The sequence below is a fragment of the Hoeflea sp. AS16 genome, from assembly GCF_038900095.1.
Classification (GTDB): Bacteria; Pseudomonadota; Alphaproteobacteria; order Rhizobiales; family Rhizobiaceae; genus Hoeflea.
Window position 1 is genome coordinate 617728 of sequence record NZ_JBBMQQ010000001.1, and the last position, 19703, is coordinate 637430.

20 protein-coding genes are annotated in these 19703 nt (G+C 63.0%); 9 read left to right on the forward strand and 11 right to left on the reverse strand.

What is annotated here, in order from left to right; genetic code table 11:
- Positions 1-120: 120 nt before the first annotated feature.
- From WNY80_RS02940 to WNY80_RS02950, 3 genes are read right to left on the reverse strand one after another with little or no spacing between them, the layout of a single operon-like run.
- The gene (locus WNY80_RS02940) at positions 121-357 is read right to left on the reverse strand and encodes a BrnA antitoxin family protein (protein ID WP_342885844.1); all 237 of its coding nucleotides are present in this window, start codon (positions 355-357) and stop codon (positions 121-123) included.
- A 41-nt stretch (positions 358-398) separates the two neighbouring features.
- Positions 399-1322: a pseudouridine-5'-phosphate glycosidase gene (locus WNY80_RS02945; protein WP_342885845.1), complete on the reverse strand. Its 924-nt coding sequence runs from the start codon at positions 1320-1322 to the stop codon at positions 399-401.
- Entirely contained in the window at positions 1319-2296 is a 978-nt protein-coding gene (locus WNY80_RS02950) for a carbohydrate kinase family protein (protein ID WP_342885846.1), read from the reverse strand. Before WNY80_RS02950 ends, WNY80_RS02945 begins: the two co-directional genes overlap by 4 nt.
- A gap of 244 nt (positions 2297-2540) precedes the next feature.
- On the opposite strand from WNY80_RS02950, the gene recA reads away from it, so the two are divergent.
- Positions 2541-3638: a recombinase RecA gene (recA, locus tag WNY80_RS02955; RefSeq protein WP_342885847.1), complete on the forward strand. Its 1098-nt coding sequence runs from the start codon at positions 2541-2543 to the stop codon at positions 3636-3638.
- 214 nt (positions 3639-3852) lie between these two features.
- Entirely contained in the window at positions 3853-6510 is a 2658-nt protein-coding gene (gene alaS, locus WNY80_RS02960) for an alanine--tRNA ligase (protein ID WP_342885848.1), read from the forward strand.
- A 165-nt stretch (positions 6511-6675) separates the two neighbouring features.
- Here the strand turns inward: alaS and WNY80_RS02965 are convergent, their stop codons facing one another.
- From WNY80_RS02965 to WNY80_RS02995, 7 genes are all read right to left on the reverse strand, one after another.
- A complete protein-coding gene (locus tag WNY80_RS02965; protein WP_342885849.1) occupies positions 6676-7017 on the reverse strand; it encodes a DUF1883 domain-containing protein in 342 nt (113 codons plus the stop codon).
- Between the two features lie 183 nt (positions 7018-7200).
- Positions 7201-7812, reverse strand: coding sequence for a glutathione S-transferase family protein (locus tag WNY80_RS02970; RefSeq protein ID WP_342885850.1), 612 nt, complete (start codon positions 7810-7812; stop codon positions 7201-7203).
- The gene (locus WNY80_RS02975; protein ID WP_342885851.1) at positions 7809-8435 is read right to left on the reverse strand and encodes a VTT domain-containing protein; all 627 of its coding nucleotides are present in this window, start codon (positions 8433-8435) and stop codon (positions 7809-7811) included. The genes WNY80_RS02970 and WNY80_RS02975 overlap by 4 nt, the downstream gene beginning before the upstream one ends.
- Positions 8432-8860, reverse strand: a complete 429-nt coding sequence (locus WNY80_RS02980) for a hypothetical protein (protein WP_342885852.1) — start codon at positions 8858-8860, stop codon at positions 8432-8434. The genes WNY80_RS02975 and WNY80_RS02980 overlap by 4 nt, the downstream gene beginning before the upstream one ends.
- 3 nt (positions 8861-8863) lie before the next feature.
- The gene (locus WNY80_RS02985; RefSeq protein WP_342885853.1) at positions 8864-10075 is read right to left on the reverse strand and encodes an NADP-dependent isocitrate dehydrogenase; all 1212 of its coding nucleotides are present in this window, start codon (positions 10073-10075) and stop codon (positions 8864-8866) included.
- A gap of 167 nt (positions 10076-10242) precedes the next feature.
- Entirely contained in the window at positions 10243-10635 is a 393-nt protein-coding gene (locus WNY80_RS02990; RefSeq protein WP_342885854.1) for a ribbon-helix-helix domain-containing protein, read from the reverse strand.
- A gap of 80 nt (positions 10636-10715) precedes the next feature.
- Complete coding sequence (locus WNY80_RS02995) at positions 10716-11330, reverse strand: DJ-1/PfpI family protein (protein ID WP_342885855.1); 615 nt, start codon at positions 11328-11330, stop codon at positions 10716-10718.
- Between the two features lie 130 nt (positions 11331-11460).
- Here WNY80_RS02995 and WNY80_RS03000 point away from each other — a divergent pair, with 130 nt between their 5' ends.
- The 7 genes from WNY80_RS03000 (at position 11461) to WNY80_RS03030 (ending at position 18057) form a co-directional block, all read left to right on the forward strand.
- Positions 11461-11877, forward strand: a complete 417-nt coding sequence (locus WNY80_RS03000; RefSeq protein ID WP_342885856.1) for a MarR family winged helix-turn-helix transcriptional regulator — start codon at positions 11461-11463, stop codon at positions 11875-11877.
- Between the two features lie 76 nt (positions 11878-11953).
- A complete protein-coding gene (gene fabF / locus WNY80_RS03005; RefSeq protein ID WP_342885857.1) occupies positions 11954-13225 on the forward strand; it encodes a beta-ketoacyl-ACP synthase II in 1272 nt (423 codons plus the stop codon).
- A gap of 128 nt (positions 13226-13353) precedes the next feature.
- On the forward strand, positions 13354-14154 hold the full coding sequence (locus WNY80_RS03010) for an RNA methyltransferase (protein WP_342885858.1): 801 nt from the start codon (positions 13354-13356) through the stop codon (positions 14152-14154).
- On the forward strand, positions 14151-14942 hold the full coding sequence (gene murI / locus WNY80_RS03015; RefSeq protein ID WP_342885859.1) for a glutamate racemase: 792 nt from the start codon (positions 14151-14153) through the stop codon (positions 14940-14942). The genes WNY80_RS03010 and murI overlap by 4 nt, the downstream gene beginning before the upstream one ends.
- A gap of 139 nt (positions 14943-15081) precedes the next feature.
- Entirely contained in the window at positions 15082-16605 is a 1524-nt protein-coding gene (locus tag WNY80_RS03020) for an ATP-binding protein (RefSeq protein ID WP_342885860.1), read from the forward strand.
- A gap of 346 nt (positions 16606-16951) precedes the next feature.
- Positions 16952-17440 (forward strand): twin-arginine translocation signal domain-containing protein, encoded by a 489-nt coding sequence (locus tag WNY80_RS03025; RefSeq protein WP_342885861.1) that lies wholly within the window; start codon positions 16952-16954, stop codon positions 17438-17440.
- A 5-nt stretch (positions 17441-17445) separates the two neighbouring features.
- Positions 17446-18057: a ferric reductase-like transmembrane domain-containing protein gene (locus WNY80_RS03030; RefSeq protein WP_342885862.1), complete on the forward strand. Its 612-nt coding sequence runs from the start codon at positions 17446-17448 to the stop codon at positions 18055-18057.
- A gap of 131 nt (positions 18058-18188) precedes the next feature.
- On the opposite strand, the gene pepT is transcribed toward WNY80_RS03030, so the two are convergent.
- Positions 18189-19421 carry a peptidase T gene (pepT, locus tag WNY80_RS03035; RefSeq protein WP_342885863.1) on the reverse strand — a complete coding sequence of 411 codons (1233 nt, stop codon included), beginning with the start codon at positions 19419-19421 and terminating at the stop codon, positions 18189-18191.
- Positions 19422-19703: the final 282 nt, after the last annotated feature.

Sequence of the window (19703 nt, forward strand, 5' to 3'; positions counted from 1 at the left end):
GGCAACAGACACGTCTGAGGCGACACCGGACCCGGCTGCGAAAGTGGCCGGGTCTTTTTGTATGGTGTGGTCAGACCGTATCCCGATGGGCATGCTCTGACCTGTTGCTGACCTTGGCCGTTACTTGCCTTCAAACCCTGCTGCGGTGCGCAGCGCGGCGTTGATGCGGTCCTGCCAGCCGGGGCCGTCTTCCTGGAAATGTTCGAGCACGGCGCGATCGAGCCTGAGTGACACCAGTTCCTTGCCCTCGGGCACGGTTGCCGGTTTGGGAGCGGCTTCAACCGGCCTGGTGGTCGCGGACTTGAAGGCGGCTTCGGCGCGGTCGAAGGCGCTGCCTGTGCGTCTGGTCGGTTTCATCACACTATCCTCTGGTTTTGACGGCAGGCGAAGGCCTGCAATCAGTTGGTTCCGGCCGCCAGTTCGCTGGCGATGCGGGCTGCGAGGCGGGCATTGTTGAGCACCAGCGCGATGTTGGTCTTCAGGCTGGCGCCATTTGTCAGGGTCAGGATCTCGCCGAGCAGGAACGGCGTGACCGCCTTGCCCTCGATGCCCTGTGCCCTGGCGGTGGCCAGCGCCGCGGCAATGTGGCGGTTCATTTCGCTGGCCGGGATTTCGTCTTCAACCGGTACCGGGTTGGCGATCAGCATGCCGCCATGGCTGCCGAGCGCCCGGCGGGTGGCCTCGAAGCGGGCGATGGCCCCGGCATCATCAAGCCGCAAAGGGGCCTTGAGGCCGGAATCGCGCGACCAGAAGGCGGGCATCGCATCCTGGCCGTAGGCCACCACCGGCACGCCGCGGGTTTCAAGCGCTTCCAGCGTCTTGGGAATGTCGAGGATGGCCTTGGCGCCGGCGGAGACAACGATGACGGGGGTGCGGGCCAGTTCCTCGAGATCGGCGGAAATATCAAAGCTCAATTCCGCGCCCTGATGCACACCGCCGATGCCGCCGGTGGCAAAGACTCCGATGCCTGCGAGTTCGGCTGCCATCATGGTGGCGGCAACGGTGGTGGCGCCGGTGCGGCCTTCAGCCAGGGCAAAGGCGAAATCGGCGCGCGAAAGCTTCATCACGTCGCTGGCCTGGGCCAGCTTGGTAATGGTCGCTTCGTCGAGACCGGCATGCAGCTGGCCGTCGATGACTGCGATGGTGGCGGGAACCGCGCCTTCGGAACGGATCACGGCCTCGACCTCGAGTGCCATGTCGCGATTGCCCGGCCAGGGCATGCCATGGGTGATGATGGTGGATTCGAGCGCCACCACGGGGCGGCCTTCGGCCAGCGCCTCGGTCACTTCCGGTGTGGTTTGAATGGTGACGGGTCCGGTCATGCGAGGGGCTCCTGAGATCGGAATTGGATGTGTGCCGGCTTTGGCATGGCTTCAAGTGTTCCGGCAAGCAGATCCTGCGACAAATCCGGGCGAACCGGACCGCGAACGGATGCAGTCAGCCGCGCCAGCGCGATGCCGCGGACGAGATTGTCCCGGATGGAGCCGCCTGCAAGCAATCCGTCGATATAGCCCGAGGCCAGCGCATCTCCGGCTCCGGTGACATCCTGCAGGTGATCAAGCGCGGGCGGCTGGAGGATGATCTCTCCAGCCCCTTGCGGACCCGGGGCAAAGGCGGCGACCGGCGCGGCGCCGGCGCTGACAAGGCCGCCCTTGAGCCCCTTGCCTGACAGCAGTGCCGGCCATTGATCCGCGGTTTGCGCCGGCTCGCCGGTCAATGCGGCGGCCTCGGCGATATTCATGGCGAGGCAGGTGATCCTGGCGAGACTCTGCTTCCAGCGGACGACCTTGGCGGGCGAGACAGCGATGACGGCAAGCGGCAGGCCAATGTGGCTTGCTGCTTCGGCAAGAGCCGAAAGCGCGCTTTCGGGCAGATTGGAATCGGCGAGCAGCAGATCGGCTTCGGTGAGGCGTTTGCGCAGTCTGGAGGACAGCAGCCGCCGTGCCGGTACCAGATCGTAGAGCGCCATGTCGGCCAGCGCGGTGACAAGGTTGCCGTCCGGCTCAAGAATCGCCGTATAGCTCGGCGTGGCGCGATCGAGAAAGGTGAGGGGGCAATCCTCGATGCCTGCGTCAGTTGCCGCGCGGGCGACCAGACCGGCCGCGGCATCGCCGCCGCGGGGGGCGACAAGCGTCACCTCATGGCCAAGCCGGGCGAGGTTGCGCGCGGCATTGAAGGCGCCTCCGCCGGCCTCGGTTTCCCAATGGCCGGGATTGGAGGCGCCGGGCCTGTGCGGGCCGGCCAGCCAGCCCTTGCGGTCGATATGGGCGCCGCCGATTGCGAGAATGCGGGCCATGGCTAGTGCTCCGAAACGATTGAGCGGAGACGAATCGCCTGGGGCCCGAATGGGCCGCCGCAGGATGGCGGAACCCTGTTTGCTGGTTTATCCACTACCGGAAAACAAAAATGGAACATGGGCTGGGTTTCCGTTTAATAACAATGCCTTGGTTGGGGCTTGTGCATGCGGAACAAATAGAGTACAAATTAAACAAACGAGCACTCGTTGCTTGCGATGGCACGATAACCTAAAGGTGGACCGAATGGCACAGAACTCTTTGCGGCTTGTAGAGGAAAAATCCGTGGACAAAAGCAAGGCGCTCGACGCCGCACTTTCCCAGATCGAACGTTCGTTCGGCAAGGGCTCCATCATGAAGCTCGGCGCCAATGAAGGCGTTGTCGAGATCGAAACGGTTCCCACCGGGTCGCTGGGGCTCGATATCGCTCTGGGCATTGGCGGCTTGCCGCGCGGCCGCGTGATCGAGATTTTCGGGCCGGAAAGCTCGGGCAAGACCACGCTGGCGCTGCAGACCATCGCCGAAGCGCAGAAGAAGGGCGGCATTTGCGGCTTTATCGATGCCGAACATGCGCTCGACCCGGTCTATGCCCGCAAGCTTGGTGTCGATCTCGAGAGCCTGCTGATTTCGCAGCCTGACAATGGCGAGCAGGCGCTGGAAATCACCGACACGCTGGTCCGCTCGGGCGCCATCGACGTGCTGGTGGTTGATTCGGTGGCGGCGCTGACGCCGCGCGCTGAAATCGAGGGCGAGATGGGCGACAGCCTTCCCGGCCTGCAGGCGCGGCTGATGAGCCAGGCGCTGCGCAAGTTGACCGCCTCGATCTCGCGCTCGAACTGCATGGTGATCTTCATCAACCAGATCCGCATGAAGATCGGCGTGATGTTCGGTTCGCCCGAAACCACCACCGGCGGCAATGCGCTGAAGTTCTACGCCTCGGTGCGTCTCGACATCCGCCGCATCGGCTCGGTCAAGGACCGCGACGAGGTGGTGGGCAACCAGACCCGGGTCAAGGTGGTCAAGAACAAGATGGCGCCGCCGTTCAAACAGGTCGAATTCGACATCATGTATGGCGAAGGCGTTTCCAAGGTCGGCGAATTGATCGATCTGGGCGTCAAGGCCGGGATTGTCGAGAAATCCGGTGCCTGGTTCTCCTACAACAGCCAGCGGCTGGGGCAGGGACGGGAAAATTCCAAGCAGTTCCTGCGCGACAATCCGGAACTGGCTGACGAGATTGAATTGTCGCTGCGCCAGAACGCTGGCCTGATTGCCGAGAAGTTCCTGGAAGAAGACCGCAGCGCCGGCGAGGATGATGACAGCGGCACGGGTGCCGCCGAAATGTAGATCATTTCGCGTTTGTCGCGATGGTTTCGAGCCGGCCGCCGGTCCTTTTGGGGGCCGGCGGCCGGTTTTCCTTTGCAGGGGCTGTGGCTGGCGTCTGGACAGGCATCCGGGCGAACGATAAAAGCGGCGGTCCGCAAGTCGCGATGCGGATCGCGGAACCGTGGTTCGATGCGGTTTTCGGCGGACTGCCTGCCTATCAGACAAAGGGTTGATCATGAGTGGCGTGAATGAAATCCGGTCGGCGTTTCTCGACTATTTCAAGAAGAACGGGCATGAAGTGGTGGCCTCGAGCCCGCTGGTGCCGCGCAATGACCCGACACTGATGTTCACCAATGCGGGCATGGTGCAGTTCAAAAACGTGTTTACCGGTCTTGAACAGCGGCCTTACTCGACGGCTGCGAGCTCGCAGAAATGCGTGCGCGCCGGCGGCAAGCACAACGACCTCGACAATGTCGGCTATACCGCGCGCCACCACACGTTCTTCGAGATGCTGGGCAACTTTTCCTTTGGCGACTATTTCAAGGAGCGCGCCATCGAGCTTGCCTGGAACCTGCTGACCCAGGATTTCGCCATCAACAAGGAGCGGCTTCTGGTCACGGTCTACCACACAGATGACGATGCCTATGATTTGTGGCGCAAGATCGCCGGCATTCCGGAAAGCCGGATCATCCGGATCCCGACCAATGACAATTTCTGGGCCATGGGCGACACCGGACCGTGCGGGCCGTGCTCGGAGATATTCTACGACCATGGCGACCATATCTGGGGCGGACCTCCCGGTTCTGCGGACGAGGATGGCGACCGCTTCATCGAGATCTGGAACCTGGTGTTCATGCAGTTCGAGCAGCTCACCGCCGACGAGCGGGTCGACCTGCCGCGGCCGTCGATCGACACCGGCATGGGGCTCGAGCGCATTGCTGCGCTGTTGCAGGGCCAGCACGACAATTACGACATCGACCTGTTCCGCCGGCTGATCTCGGCCTCTGAGGACGCCACCGGCGTGCCCGCAGAGGGCAAGAACCGCGCCAGCCACCGGGTGATCGCCGACCATCTGCGTTCGGCCTCCTTCCTGATCGCCGACGGTGTGCTGCCATCGAATGAAGGCCGCGGCTATGTGCTCAGACGCATCATGCGCCGCGCCATGCGGCATGCGCAGCTCCTGGGCGCACGCGATCCGCTGATGTACCGGTTGCTGCCGACGCTGGTTGCCGAGATGGGCCGCGCCTATCCGGAACTGCAGCGCGCCGAAGCGCTTATCTCGGAAACACTGAAGCTCGAGGAAACCCGGTTCCGCAAGACGCTGGAGCGCGGGTTGAGCCTGCTCGACGAGGCCAGCGCCGACCTTGGCGAAGGCGACCGTCTCGACGGCGAGACCGCCTTCAAGCTCTACGATACCTATGGCTTCCCGCTCGACCTGACCCAGGATGCGCTCAGGCAGCGTGGCGTCGATGTCGACACCGAGGGCTTTAGCGAAGCGATGGAACGGCAGAAGGCGGAAGCGCGCAAGCACTGGTCCGGTTCGGGCGATGCGGCGACGGAAACCATCTGGTACGAAATCAAGGACAAGGTCGGCGCCACCGACTTCCTCGGCTATGATACCGAGGTGGCCGAAGGGGTGATCCAGGCGCTGGTGCGCGACGGCAAGCAGGTGGATGCGGCCGAGGCCGGCGACCTGGTCGATGTGGTGGTCAACCAGACACCGTTCTATGGCGAATCCGGTGGCCAGATGGGCGACCAGGGTACGATTTCGGGTGAAGGCTATTCGCTCGAGGTCAGCGATACGCAGAAGCGCGGCGAGGGCCTGTTCGTGCACCGGGCCAAGGTGGTTTCGGGCAAGGTGACGCGCGGCGCGGTGGCGCAGATGAACGTCGACCATGCCCGGCGCGCGAAAATCCGCGCCAATCACTCGGCCACCCACCTCCTGCACGAGGCGCTGCGCGAGGTGCTTGGTACCCATGTGGCACAGAAGGGATCGCTGGTTGCGCCCGAGCGGCTGCGGTTCGACGTCTCGCATCCCAAGCCGATGACGGCCGAGGAACTGAGCGAAGTCGAGGCCATGGCCAACGAGATCATCCTTCAGAACAGCCCGGTGACAACCCGGCTGATGGCTGTCGATGACGCGATTGCCGAGGGCGCCATGGCGCTGTTCGGCGAGAAATATGGCGACGAGGTCCGTGTGGTGTCGATGGGTACCGGCGTGCGCGGGGTCAAGGCCAACCGTCCCTATTCGGTGGAACTGTGCGGCGGCACCCATGTGGGCGCCACCGGCGAGATCGGCCTGGTGCGGGTGCTGTCCGACAGTGCTGTGAGCGCCGGTGTGCGCCGTATCGAAGCGCTGACCGGGGAAGCTGCGCGCCAGCACCTGACCGACCAGGACGAGAAGCTCAAGCAGGTCGCTTCGCTGCTCAAGGTGCAGCCCACCGATGTGCCATCGCGGGTCGAAGCGCTGATGGACGAGCGCAAGAAACTCGAACGCGAACTTGCCGAAGCGCGCAAGAAACTGGCGCTTGGCGGCGGCGGTGGCGCGGGCGGCGATGAAAGCCGCGACATCGGCGGTGTCAAATTCCTGGGCAAGGTGGTCACCGGTGTGCTGCCGAAGGATCTCAAGGGGCTGGTGGATGCGGCCAAGGCGTCGCTCGGCTCCGGCGTGGCTGCCTTTGTGGCGGTCAGCGAAGATGGCAAGGCTAGCGTCGTGGTTGGCGTCACCGAAGACCTGACATCGCGGTTGTCGGCGGTTGACCTGGTGCGTGCCGCGTCCGAAGCCATCGGTGGCAAGGGTGGCGGCGGACGGCCGGACATGGCCCAGGCCGGCGGCCCGGACGGGGCCAAGGCAAACGCTGCAATTGACGCCGTGGCTGCGGCCATCGGCTGACGACCGGGGCGGAATGCGCGCCTTGCGGAAGAGAAATCCGAGATTGCGCCCGGGCCTTGTCCGGGCGTTTTTCGTTTGACCGGCCTGCCGGGCTCAGCCTGACCGGATAGATCAATCCGAGCCGGTCTGTCTGTTCAATGGATGTGGTCTGGAGCGGAGGGCTGGTTAGGACGCCTCGGCCGTCGCCGGGCTTGCGGCCTTGCGCGGTGCGGCTGCATTCGCGGGCTGTATGGCTTTGGGCGGTATGGCGCGGACATTCGAGTTCGCCAGGGTCTGGAACCCGGTCTTGTCGACGACAACATGCCAGTGACCGGCCCTGGGGATGGTCAGGCGAGCCGGGGATTTCTCGGTGCGTCCCCCGATATACCGGCAGTTCTTGGATTCGGCATAAAGGGCGAAATTGTCGTTATCCATGAGGCGGATGTTGTTGATGCAGGAGAGAACGACTTCGACAACCGTTCCCGCGGGCTGCTGGCCCAGATCATAACGTTTGTAGTTCGGGGACATGTTTGCTGTCACTGTGCCAATCCATAACCGTTTTCTCCGGCGCAGCATTGCCGCATATATTTAAAACTTCATTTATCCCGCGACATTTTGCGAAGGTTGCTTTGAATTAGATACTTCTAATAATGTAGGTGAGCGGATTGCCAAAAATATACTTTGGAGCTGCCCGCGTCCTCGCTGGCGGATTCAGGCGGATTGCAGAAGCGGCCGTGCGCGGTGCCACCAGGCCATCAGCCCGGGGGCATGGCCGGGCAGATGCTCCGCTGCCTCGCTGTCTAGAATGCAGTCCATGCATGCCGCCAGGTAGGCGTCGGCAAGCGTGGGGACATCGCCGCAAAGCCAGGGGGGCTGCGCCACGCTCTCGAGCACGGACAGAATCGTCCGGCCCTTGTCGGGCAATTCCGGGTCCGGCTCGCGGCCTTCCGATTTCGGCACATGAAGTCCCCAGACAAGGATGGGATAGACCTGTGTGTCGACGATCGAAATGATCCGGTTCATGCGGGCGCGATCAACCGGATCTTCAGGCTGCAGCGGCGGGCCATCAAACCGGTCATCGATGTAGCGGGTGATGGCGAGGGTTTCGTAAAGTGTCAGATCGCCATGACGCAGGATCGGGATCTTGCCGAAGGGGTGACCGGCCTGCCGGGCTTTCGCCGGCCCGTCTTCGGCGAAGACATCCAGCGTTTCAAACATGAAAGGCACATGCTTGATGTCGAGCGCAATCTGGCAGATGCGGGTATAGACGCTGTAGCCGGCGCCGATGAGGGTGACCTGGGGCGTGGTTAGCGTGGCGGTCATGGTGTGTCCCCTCGTGTCTTTCGTGTCCGGGCCTGCGCTGTCCTGACGGCTAGTCTCAATCGCCAGCCGAGGAAGGCCGCCAGCGCCAGCATGGCCAGCGCCATCGACAGGTTTCCGAGGATTTCGGAGAGGGTCTCGATGTTGGAGCCGAAGCTGTAGCCAAGCGCGATGTAGATCGAGACCCACACGAGTTCGCCGGACACACCCCAGATGGTGAAGCGTGGCCAGGAGAGGCCGGTGATGCCGCTGGCGATGTTGATGGCCGGGCCAAGCGGGGTGAACAGCCAGCGGGTGAGGAAAACGCCGCTTCCGCCCCATCTTTCCAGCTTTGGCTCGGCGGCACGGGCTTTGCTGGCCAATCCGCCGAGAAATCCCGATCGTCCCTCGGCGGACTGGATGACGAAACGTCCGGCAAGAAAACCCGCCTGGTCGCCAAGCGTGGCGCCGCTAACCGCCCAGATGAAGGCCGATACCAGTTCCGTATCGCCATTGGCGGCCAAGGCACCCAGCGTCAGCAGCGCCAGCGAGGTGGGAATCGGCACACCGGCCTGACCAATCGCGAGGAGCAGGGCTGCAGCCGGAAGGCCGTAAATGGTGAGAAATTCGAGCAGTTGCCCGGTCATGGCTCGGGCGAAGCCTGCGGGGCAGCATCCGGGGGCATAAGGTTGGGGGCGGGAAGCCTGCCTTCGGGCTGACCATGGGCTGCGCGGTCTGCCCTGATTGCTTCGAGAATCCGTGCGGTCATCTCGTCGAGCGGTCTGCCGTCCTCGCGGGCGATTTTTACCAGCGGACGGCGGTCCGGACCGGTCTGTGGCAGGCCGATGGCCGTGTGCACGATCTCCGGGTCAACCCGGTAGGAGTGGGCGACATAGCGCACCGTCATCCAGCCTTCGATCGGTTCGTCCTGATGCTGCTGCCAGTAGACAAAAAAAACGCCGGCGCGGATGATGAACACCAGCGCCAGCGTCAATGTGAGTATGAAAGACAGGGTCAGCCACCGGTTTTGCCGCCACAGCTTCTTGAGTGTGACGGCAGGTCCGGCGGCCATTGCTCAGCCCATGGCCTTCTGCAGGTTCTCGTCGATCTTGTCGAGGAAGCCGGTGGTCGACAGCCAAGGCTGGTCGGGGCCGATCAGCAGCGCCAGATCCTTGGTCATGAAGCCCGATTCGACGGTCTGGATGCAGACCTTCTCCAGCGTTTCAGCAAACTTGGCCAGTTCGGCATTGTCATCGAGCTTGGCGCGGTGGGCCAGGCCACGGGTCCAGGCGAAGATCGAGGCGATCGAGTTGGTCGATGTTTCCTCACCCTTCTGGTGCTGGCGGTAGTGGCGGGTGACGGTGCCGTGAGCGGCTTCTGCTTCGACGGTCTTGCCGTCCGGGGTCATCAGAACAGAGGTCATCAGGCCGAGCGAGCCAAAGCCCTGGGCGACGATGTCGGACTGGACGTCGCCGTCGTAGTTCTTGCAGGCCCAGACGTAGCCGCCGGACCATTTCAGTGCGGACGCGACCATGTCGTCGATCAGGCGGTGTTCGTACCAGATCTTGGCTTCTTCGTATTTTTCCTTGAACTCGGCGTCGAAGACTTCCTGGAACAGATCCTTGAAGCGGCCGTCGTAGGCCTTGAGGATGGTGTTCTTGGTCGACAGGTAGCACGGCACGCCGCGCATCAGCGCATAGTTCAGCGAAGCGCGAGCGAAATCGCGGATCGAATCATCAAGGTTGTACATGGCCATGGCAACGCCGGCAGACGGCGCGTCGTAGACTTCATGCTCGATGGTCTCGCCATCGTCGCCGACGAACTTGATCGACAGCTTGCCCTTGCCGGGGAACTTGAAGTCGGTGGCGCGGTACTGGTCGCCGAAGGCGTGACGGCCGACGATGATCGGTTTGGTCCAGCCGGGAACCAGGCGCGGCACGTTCTTCATGATGATCGGCTCGCGGAAGATCACGCCGCCCAAGATGTTGCGGATGGTGCCGTTGGGCGAACGCCACATCTTCTTCAGGCCGAATTCCTCGACGCGGGCTTCGTCCGGGGTGATGGTGGCGCACTTGATGCCGACGCCGTGCTTCTTGATGGCGTTGGCGGCGTCGATGGTGACCTGGTCATTGGTCTCGTCGCGGTGTTCGACCGAAAGGTCATAATAATCGATGTTCAGATCGAGATAGGGCAGGATCAGCTTTTCCTTGATGAACTGCCAGATGATGCGTGTCATCTCATCGCCGTCGAGATCGACGACCGGGTTTGCAACCTTGATCTTTGCCATGCTTGTTTGACCTTCCGAGGGGGTTATCAGGGGATGGCCGAAAGCCACCCGTTCAGTTGGCGCATCTCTTAACAAAACAGTTGCGGGCGCACAACATGCCCGAAGCGCCTAGCTGCAGGTTGGCCGTGAAGAATGCTGAGCCTTGTGCCGGAGCCGGGCGATGGCGATTACTGTGCCTGCAGCCGGGATTCGCGATGCGGACGGTTCGAAGGCTCGCGGCGGCGGCTTTCACGGGCGAGAATGTCGGTTGCGTTGACATCGCGCAATGCGATTCTTGTGTCGGCGGGCAGGTCGCCTGAAAGCTGCAAAGCCAGATACCGGCCGCAGCAGACCCGCAGGAACGAGGCGAAATTGTCGAGGTCATGGCCTTCATCGAGGCTTTCGCGATAGAGCCGCTGCAACAGCTGGCTGACGGTCAACCGGTCGCGGGCGCCGATATCCTCGAGCACTGACCAGAAAAACGCTTCGAGCCTGACGCTGGTCGCCATGCCTTCCATGCGCAGCGAACGGGTTTCATTCTCCCATAACGCCGGATCGGCGCCGACAAACAACTGGCACATGGTTTTCCCTCCCGGTAAGCGGGTCTCCTGCAGCTGGAGGCCCGGTGGACGGGACCGGCTTGCGCCGGCCCCGGTCCCGATTATTCCGCCGCGACCTGTGCTTGCGGTGCTGCGGCATGGGTGATGCGCGTTCCCAGCACTGCGAGGAACTGACTGATCCAGGCCGGATGGGCCGGCCAGGCCGGTGCGCTGACCAGATTACCATCGGTCACCGCGGCATCAATGGCAATATCGGCGTAGACGCCGCCGGCCAGTTCGACGTCGGGCTGGCAGGCGGGATAGGCCGAGCAGGTGCGGCCTTCAAGCACGCGGGCCGCGGCGAGCAATTGCGCGCCATGGCAGACCGCGGCAACCGGTTTGCCTGCATCGAAGAAGTGGCGAACCATCTCGATGACCCTGGCGTTGAGGCGCAGATATTCCGGCCCGCGGCCGCCAGGGATCACGAGCGCATCATAGCTGTCCGCCTTGATGTCGGCGAAACTGGCATTGAGCGCAAAATTGTGACCGCGCTTTTCGGTGTAGGTCTGGTCGCCTTCGAAATCATGGACCGAGGTGGCGATGGTGTCGCCGGCCTTCTTGTCCGGGCAGACGGCATGGACCGTGTGACCGACCGCCAGAAGCGCCTGGAACGGCACCATGGTTTCGTAATCCTCGCAGAAATCTCCGCAGATCATCAGAATCTTCTGTCCACTCATCTTGAACCTCCCGTTGAATGATGGATGCCCCAAAATGCCATGTTCGCGGGGAGGGCAGGTATTAGCGGGTTACTACACAAAGGCAGGTGCACGGCATTGACATGGTGTAGATACACGATACCATCTGTCGATGACCTATGATTTCTCCGATTGCCTGCTGCTCAACACGGTAATGGCCGCGCGGGCGATGACCCGCCGCTACGATGCGCAGTTGCAGCGCTTTGGCGTGTCGGTGGTGCAGTTCTCTGTGCTGATGGTGTTGCGGCAGGGGCGCGAAGAGCCTGTGAGCCATATGGCCCAGCGCATTGCCATGGATCGGACAACGCTGATTCGCAATCTTGAGCTGCTGACGCGCAAGGGTCTGGTGTCCTCGGCACCTGCGGTGAAGGGCAATGGCCGCATCTTCAAACTGACCGCGGAGGGCAAGAGCCTGGCTGAAGAACTGGTGCCGCATTGGCAGGCGGCGCAGACCGAGGTGCGCGAGCTGCTCGATCCGCCGCAGTCCGAACATTTGTTGTCAGCGCTGAGGGCGTTGACGGCTGGTTGAAGCCTTCCCCGAAGGCCTCATTTTCAACTTCAATAGTGTAAATACACTGGTGTAATAGCAACGGAAGGCAATTGATATGATTTCGGATCCGATAGTCGTGACGGGAATGGGTGTGGTCAGCCCGCTTGGTGTGGGCGTGGAGACGGTCTGGGCGCGGCTGCTTGCGGGGCAGACCGGGGTGGTTGCCAATACCCGCTTCGACGTCAGCGCCTATGGCAGCACCATTGCCGGCCTGGTTCCGGCCAAGACTGAGGATCCGGAAGGGTTTGACCCGCGGGACTGGATTGACGCCAAGGACATCAAGAAGATGGACTGGTTCATCCAGTATGGCATCGCCGCGACGACGCAGGCGCTGGCCCAGTCGGGCTGGAAGCCCGAAACCGAGGCGGATCGCGATGCGACAGCCACCATCATTGGCACCGGCGTTGGCGGGTCGCCGCTGATGGCGAAAACCGTTGAGATCATTGCCCAAAAGGGCCCAAATCGACTGTCGCCATTTACCGTACCGGCATTCTTGGCCAATCTCGCTGCAGGCTGGATCTCGATCCGTGAAGGTTTTACCGGCCCCATCGGGGCGCCGGTGACGGCCTGTGCTGCTTCGGCGCAGGCGATCGGTGACGGCATGCGGCTGATCCAGACCGGCGAGGCGGAAGTGGTGGTCTGTGGTGGAGCTGAAGGTTCGGTCGATCCGATCTCGATCGGGGGATTTGCGGCGGCGCGGGCACTGTGCACGGCTTACAATGATGATCCGGCGCGGGCGTCGCGGCCGTTTGACCAGTCTCGGGCCGGTTTCGTGCTGTCGGAAGGTGCGGCGGTGCTGGTGATAGAGCGGTTGAGCCACGCCACAGCGCGCGGGGCCAGGCCACTGGCGATCCTGTCGGGATATGGCACATCGGCGGACGCCTATCACCTGACTGCCGGGCACCCCGAGGGCATTGGCGCGCAGAAAGCGATGCGCGGGGCGTTGAAAATGGCGGGCCTCGCGCCAGCGGATATTGACTATGTCAACGCTCATTCCACGTCGACCGGCGTTGGGGATGCGGCAGAGATCGCCGCCATCAGCCATGTCTTTGCGGGCAGGGGGCAAGACCTGTCTGTCTCGGCAACCAAATCCTCTATCGGCCATCTGCTGGGCGCTGCCGGTGCCATCGAGGCTGTGTTTTCGGTCCTTGCCCTGCGTGACGGCATCATGCCGGCGACGCTCAATCTCGATCAGCCTGACGCGGCGGCGACCCGGTTTGATCTGGTGCCGAACACGCCGCGCAAAAAGGCGCTCAAGCATGTGCTCTCCAATGCCTTCGGCTTTGGCGGCGTCAATGCTTCGCTGGTGTTGAGCGCGGTGGAGTAGCGGCAAGCCTTGATTGTGGCTTGATGCGGACGTAGTGCTGTCGGCCAGACAGAAACGGAGCCTGCCTTGGCTGATTTGAGCACTTCACTTGAGACGGAACGATTGCAGTCGCGCCGGGGAGCGATCTAGTGGCGGGCACTGACCGAAACCGCGAGATCATCACCGGCGGACCGGCGATCATACTGGTCGAGCCGCAACTGGGCGAGAATATCGGCATGGTGGCGCGGGCCATGGCCAATTTCGGGTTGTCCAACCTGCGCATCGTCAATCCGCGCGATGGCTGGCCCAATGACAAGGCCATCAGCGCTGCGGCCAAGGCCGATCATGTGATCGAGGGCGTGGTGGTGTATGACACGCTTGAAGCAGCCCTTGCGGATCTCAACTTCGTCTATGCCACCACGGCCAGGCCGCGCGACGGGCACAAGCCGGTACGCGGGCCGGTGGCGGCGGGCGAGATCTTGCGTGGCCGTGAAAACGCTGGTGAACGCACTGGCATCCTGTTCGGGCGCGAACGCATCGGCCTGCGCAACTGGGAAGTTGGCCTCGCCGACGAGATCGTCACATTCCCGGTCAACCCGGCCTATGCCTCGCTCAACATCGCTCAGGCCGTGCTTCTGATGTCCTATGAATGGATGAAATCGGGGCTGTCGCACCCACATGAGACGGCTTTTGCCAAGGCCGAGGTGGAGCCGGCGGAGAAGGCCGACTTGCATGGGCTGTTTGCCCAGATCGAGGAGGGGCTGGAGGTGCGGGGCTATTTCCGCTCCGAGACCAAGCGGATGAAGGCGGTCGACAATTTGCGTGCGGTGCTGACCCGTCCCGGTTTCTCCACCGATGAAATCAACGTACTGCGCGGTCTTTTCGCCTCATTTGACAAGTTTAGTCGCTCCGGCCAGCGCAAGCCGGTTGATGCGGGAGACGATAAATGAGCGATCAGCCGGTTCTGGTGTTTGACAGCGGCATTGGCGGGCTCAGCGTGCTGCGCGAGGCGCGGGTGATCATGCCGGGACGGCGGTTCGTCTATGTCGCCGATGATGCCGGCTTTCCCTACGGGGCCTGGGAAGAGACTGCGCTCAGCGACCGGATCGTCGAACTGTTCGGCGGACTGATCGAGACGCACAATCCGGCACTGGCGCTGATTGCCTGCAATACCGCTTCGACCATCGTCATGCCGGCGCTCAGAACGGCCTTTCCGGACCTGCCGTTTGTCGGCACGGTGCCTGCGATCAAGCCTGCGGCAGAACGGACCCGCTCGGGGCTGGTTTCTGTGCTGGCAACGCCGGGCACGGTCAGGCGGCAATATACAAGAGACCTGATCCGCGATTATGCCGACAAGGTGCATGTGCGGCTGGTGGGAAGCGAAAATCTCGCCAGCCTGGCCGAGACCTACATGCGCAAGGGCTTTGTCGACGAGGCGGCGGTGAAGGCCGAGATCGATCCCTGCTTCGTCAGCCAGGACGGGCGGCAGACCGACATCGTGGTGCTGGCCTGCACGCATTTTCCGTTTCTGGTCAACCGCATGCGCAAGCTGGCGCCCTGGCCGGTGGACTGGATCGATCCGGCGGAAGCGATTGCGCGCCGCGCGCTGGCGATTGTCGAGACGCTGCCGGGTGGTGAAGCGCTGCCTGACGCTAAGGATACGGTCGTGTTCACCTCGGGCAATCCGGAGTACAGCGCGCAGCGGCTGATGCACGGGTTTGGGTTGCAGGCCGGCTGACGGCGCTGGCCAGGTTGGAAATCCTGTGTATTTCCGAGATGACGGGCAGCAGAGCCGGGAATTTCTGCTAGGGAATGCGGTGGCTGATTGTTGGCCGAATCGTTGAAGTGCCGCGTCGAGTTTACGGAGTAAAGCCAAAGTGCAGGTCGGAATTGACATGGGAAGCTTGACGGGCGGACAGCCTGCCAAGCTTGACATCGAAGAGCTGCTGGCGACCCGTCTTCTGGTGCAGGGAAATTCCGGGTCCGGCAAGTCGCACCTGCTCAGACGTCTGTTGGAGCAGTCGGCGCAATGGGTGCAGCAGGTGATCATCGATCCCGAGGGGGATTTTGTCACGCTGTCGGACAAGTACGGCCACCTGGTGGTCGAGGGCGAGCGCAGCGAAGGCGAGCTTGCAGGTATCGCCAGCCGGATCAGGCGGCACAGGGTGTCGTGCGTGCTTTCGCTCGAAGGGCTCGATGTCGAGCAGCAGATGCGGGCGGCGGCGGTGTTTCTCAACGCCATGTTCGATGCCGAGCACGAGTTCTGGTATCCGGTGCTGGTGGTGGTGGACGAGGCGCAGATGTTTGCGCCCGCGGTTGGCGGCGATGTCTCTGAAGACGCGCGAAAAATGTCGCTGGGCGCGATGACCAACCTGATGTGCCGTGGCCGCAAGCGCGGACTGGCTGGCGTGATCGCCACGCAGCGGCTGGCGAAACTGGCCAAGAACGTCGCCGCGGAAGCGTCCAACTTCCTGATGGGCCGGACATTCCTCGATATCGACATGGCCCGCGCCGCCGACCTGCTGGGCATGGACCGGCGGCAGGCGGAGATGTTCCGCGATCTGCAGCGCGGCAATTTCGTCGGTCTCGGCCCGGCCCTGTCGCGGCGGCCGATCCCGATCGCCATCGGGGCGGTGGAAACACAGGCGCGGTCTTCGAGCCCCAAGCTGATGCCGATGCCGGAAACGGTTGCGGATGTGGAAGACCTGATCTTCACCCCGGATCCGGAAGAATTGACCCGGCCGCTGGCCCGGCGCGCGCGTCCGGCGCCCCGGCCGACCACTGATATTTTGGCGGAACTGTCGCGCGCCACGCCGCTGCAGGATCAGCCGATGGCCCGGTCCGGTGGCGAAACGTCGTCTTCCGGCCTGTCGCCGGAAGAGCGCGAGGAGCGCATTGCGGCAGTGCTTGGCGAAATTCTCTCGGACCCGGAATCGGGCTATCGCACCGATGCGGCGCTGTATCAGGATTTCCTGGTGCGGCTCAGAATGCGGCGGGTGACGGGATCGCCGATGTCGCTGTCCGATTTCCGCCGCCGCGTTGCCATCGCCCGTTCCGGCGTCGACGCGGAGACTGCTGCAGGCGAGGCCTGGGCGACGGCGCTGACGTTATCGGCGCAGGTGTCGGAGGATCTTCAGGGCGTGTTCCTGATGCTCGCCAATGCCGCGATCAAGGGCGAGCCGTGCCCGTCGGATGCCCGCATCGCGCGGGCCTACGGCACCCATTCGGCCCGCCGCGCGCGGCGCTTGCTCGGCTATTTCGAAGAGCAGGAACTGATCATCGTGCATGCGGATCTCTCGGGAAAACGCATCGTCGGCATACCCGAATTGCAGGCCGAAACCGCACCGGGTGCCGCGGATGCGCCGGATGAAGATGCCGGGAGCGCAGAAGCGGCGGAGTGATCAGGCACTTATTGACCCAACAGGCGGAAGAGTTGCGATATCCTCGAGGCCCGATTGCCTGCCAGCAATCTCTGCGTCGCTCTTTCCAAACCTTCGCCAGCTCGACAAACGTCTCCGCCGGATTCTCCGTGTCATGAACTGTGCTCCGACCCGCTGGCGAGGGCAGGAGTGGCCGCCGATGCCGCCGCGGGTCAGCGTCAGGCGCTCACGAAAGCGTGAAGGTGGTTTGCCGGGGCCTGGCCACGGCAGCCTTGGGATCGCCCCAAAACGCGCTATACTTGGGCAGGAGCCGTGATCAGGCCGCTTTTTTGCGGCCAAAACCCATCGCCCGACAGGACCAGCGCAAATGACCAAAGCTCTCACGAACCGCCGTACCTTCCTTGCCGCGACCGGCGCTCTCGTTGCGACGGGGGCGGCTGGGATCATCCTGCCTGCGCGCGCGCAAGACGTTGCGCCGACCCCCTCGATGCGCGGCGGGGCCAACAATTATCTCCCCGGTGCGCCGATTGTCGAGCGGATCGGCGGTGGCGGGTTCTGGATGACGGGTACGGTGCGTCGCGCCGGCGATGGTGCGCCGCTGGCGGGCCAGCGCATTCAGATCTGGGCCCACACAACCGAAGGCGATGAACGTGATCCGTGGAGCCACGGCGCCACGCTGACTGACGCCAATGGCGAGTTCCGGCTCGAAATGCCGCAGATCGTGCCTGCTTTCGGTCAACCTCATGGCCACCTTGCCTATGATGATGACGCGTTCAAGACTGTCTTCCTTCGTCCCGTCATGGCGAGCGCAAGCGAAACCAGTCTCTCCGCGGACTTCGTGCTCGAGCCGGCCTGAATACCATGGAGCGCGCAGGGGCAGCCAGGCCACGCCGGATGCTGGTCTGGGGGATGCTGGTGATTGCTGTCGGCGTGCCGATCGCTGCCGCAGCGGCGAGCCCGCTGCTGGCGTGGCGCGATCCTGTCTATATCGCGGGAGGGTTCGCCGGCGTTGCCGCGATGGCGCTGTTGTTGTTTCAGCCGCTGCTGGCGGGCGGTGTCTTGCCTGGCCTTGCTGGTCGGCGCGGCCGGCTGGTGCATCGCTGGCTTGGCGCCGCGCTGGTGCTGGCGGTGGTGATACATGTTGGCGCCCTTTGGGTGACAAGTCCGCCGGACGTGATCGACGCGTTGCTTTTTGCGTCTCCGACACCATTCTCCGCCTGGGGTGTGATCGCCATGTGGGCTCTCTTCGCATCAGCGCTTCTTGCCGGACTGCGCCAGCGCTTGCGGCTGCCGCACTGGCGGCTGGTTCACAGGAGCCTTGCGGCGGTGATCGTGGCGGGAAGTGTCGTCCATGCGATGCTGATCGAGGGAACGATGGAGTTCGTTTCAAAGACCGTGCTGTGCGCGCTGGTCGTTGCCGCAACCGTGATGGCGATCTCCAGGCTGCGGGTCTGCACGAAGCAACCGCGATGAATCGGCAGTGTGGCTTCCGACGGTGCCGACGAGATCTTCTGCCGGAGCAGTGTCCATTCATGGAAATCTGTGCCGACCTGAAACACGGACGTGGTGCAGGCATAACTCTCCCGCACCCGGTTGAGCCTTGCTCAGGCCCGCTCTTCCCAGACCTTTACCAATTCGACAATGGTCTCCGCCGACTTTTCCATGTCCTGGACGCTGATCCATTCCAGTGGCGAGTGGTAGGAGTGGCCACCGGTGTAGATGTTGGGGCAGGGCAGGCCCATGAAGGACAGGCGCGAGCCGTCGGTGCCACCACGGATGGAATTGGTGACCGGCTCGAGGCCGACGCGGCGAACGGCTTCGGTGAGGTTGGCCATGATTTCGGGATGCTGGTCGAGCACCTGCTTCATGTTGCGGTACTGCTCGGTGACGGTGAAGCGCATGGTCGAGCCGGGATAGGCCTGTATCACTTGTTCGGCGATTGACTTGAGCAGGGCTTCCTTGTCCGTAAGGCCCTCGTTGGTGAAATCGCGGATGATGAACTTGAGGTTGGCCGCGTCCATCGAGCCGTTGATGTCGGTGGGGTGGATGAAGCCCTGGCGGCCGTCGGTGGTTTCGGGAGCGAGTTCCTTCGGCAGGCAGGCAACAATGTCGCAGGCGATCTTGATGGCGTTTTCCATCACGCCCTTCGATGTGCCCGGGTGCTGGGCAACACCCGAAATCTCGATCTCGACGCCATCGGCGGAGAAGGTCTCGTCGTCGATCTCGCCAACGCGGCCGCCATCCATTGTGTAGGCGAAGGCGGCGCCAAGCTTGGCGATGTCGACCTTGTCGGCACCACGGCCGATTTCCTCGTCGGTGGTGAAGAGGATCCTGACGGTGCCGTGCCTTATCTCGGGGTTGGCGATCATCGTTGCGACGGCGGTCATGATTTCGGCAATCCCGGCCTTGTCGTCCGCGCCCAGCAGGGTGGTGCCGTCGGTGGTGACGATGTCATTGCCGATCTGGTGCTCGAGGTCGGGATGCTCGCTGACCCGGATGATGCGGCTCGCGTCGCCGGTCAACTGGATGTCTCCGCCCTGGTAGTTGCGCACGATACTGGGCTTGACGTCGGTGCCGGTGAAATCGGGCGCGGTGTCCATGTGCGAACAGAAGCAGATGACAGGCACATCCTTCTCCGTATTGGCGGGCAGGGTGGCGTAGATGTTGCCGTGCTCGTCCATGTGGGCGTCATCCAGTCCCAGCGCCAGCAGTTCGGCAACCAGCACACGGCCGAGGTCCTTCTGCTTTTCTGTCGAGGGCTGCGCCTGCGATTCCGGGTCCGACTGGGTGTCGATGACAACGTAACGCAGCAGGCGGTCTAAAACAGTGTCGGTCATTGGAAGGGCATCCGATTCCAGTTTGGCAGTGCCTTGCTATAACGTCCCGGCCAGGCTTCTGAAAGCGTTTGCCGCAGTGTTGCTTAAGACAGTTTCACCGCCAGCGTTGACACCCTCACCACGATGCTCTAGAGACCCGGCCAACGCGAGGGTTCATGCCCTCGTGTTTTCTTACGTGTCCCGTGGACGGTTTATCACAATGCGTGCGTGAACCGTTCTGTCAGGTCTCATAAACAGGGGCCAGAGGAGGGCGCGTTTCCTTAATCCGGTTTGGCGACAGGC

Coding starts and splice junctions, on each gene's coding strand:
- WNY80_RS03000 (WP_342885856.1), top strand. CDS start 11,461: ATGACCTATGATTTCTCCGATTGCCTGCTGCTCAACACGGTAATGGCC.
- WNY80_RS03030 (WP_342885862.1), top strand. CDS start 17,446: ATGGAGCGCGCAGGGGCAGCCAGGCCACGCCGGATGCTGGTCTGGGGG.
- WNY80_RS02940 (WP_342885844.1), bottom strand. CDS start 357: ATGAAACCGACCAGACGCACAGGCAGCGCCTTCGACCGCGCCGAAGCC.
- alaS (WP_342885848.1), top strand. CDS start 3,853: ATGAGTGGCGTGAATGAAATCCGGTCGGCGTTTCTCGACTATTTCAAG.
- WNY80_RS02945 (WP_342885845.1), bottom strand. CDS start 1,322: ATGACCGGACCCGTCACCATTCAAACCACACCGGAAGTGACCGAGGCG.
- WNY80_RS02950 (WP_342885846.1), bottom strand. CDS start 2,296: ATGGCCCGCATTCTCGCAATCGGCGGCGCCCATATCGACCGCAAGGGC.
- WNY80_RS02970 (WP_342885850.1), bottom strand. CDS start 7,812: ATGACCGCCACGCTAACCACGCCCCAGGTCACCCTCATCGGCGCCGGC.
- recA (WP_342885847.1), top strand. CDS start 2,541: ATGGCACAGAACTCTTTGCGGCTTGTAGAGGAAAAATCCGTGGACAAA.
- WNY80_RS02980 (WP_342885852.1), bottom strand. CDS start 8,860: ATGGCCGCCGGACCTGCCGTCACACTCAAGAAGCTGTGGCGGCAAAAC.
- murI (WP_342885859.1), top strand. CDS start 14,151: ATGAGCGATCAGCCGGTTCTGGTGTTTGACAGCGGCATTGGCGGGCTC.
- pepT (WP_342885863.1), bottom strand. CDS start 19,421: ATGACCGACACTGTTTTAGACCGCCTGCTGCGTTACGTTGTCATCGAC.
- WNY80_RS02995 (WP_342885855.1), bottom strand. CDS start 11,330: ATGAGTGGACAGAAGATTCTGATGATCTGCGGAGATTTCTGCGAGGAT.
- WNY80_RS02990 (WP_342885854.1), bottom strand. CDS start 10,635: ATGTGCCAGTTGTTTGTCGGCGCCGATCCGGCGTTATGGGAGAATGAA.
- WNY80_RS02985 (WP_342885853.1), bottom strand. CDS start 10,075: ATGGCAAAGATCAAGGTTGCAAACCCGGTCGTCGATCTCGACGGCGAT.
- fabF (WP_342885857.1), top strand. CDS start 11,954: ATGATTTCGGATCCGATAGTCGTGACGGGAATGGGTGTGGTCAGCCCG.
- WNY80_RS02975 (WP_342885851.1), bottom strand. CDS start 8,435: ATGACCGGGCAACTGCTCGAATTTCTCACCATTTACGGCCTTCCGGCT.
- WNY80_RS02965 (WP_342885849.1), bottom strand. CDS start 7,017: ATGTCCCCGAACTACAAACGTTATGATCTGGGCCAGCAGCCCGCGGGA.
- WNY80_RS03025 (WP_342885861.1), top strand. CDS start 16,952: ATGACCAAAGCTCTCACGAACCGCCGTACCTTCCTTGCCGCGACCGGC.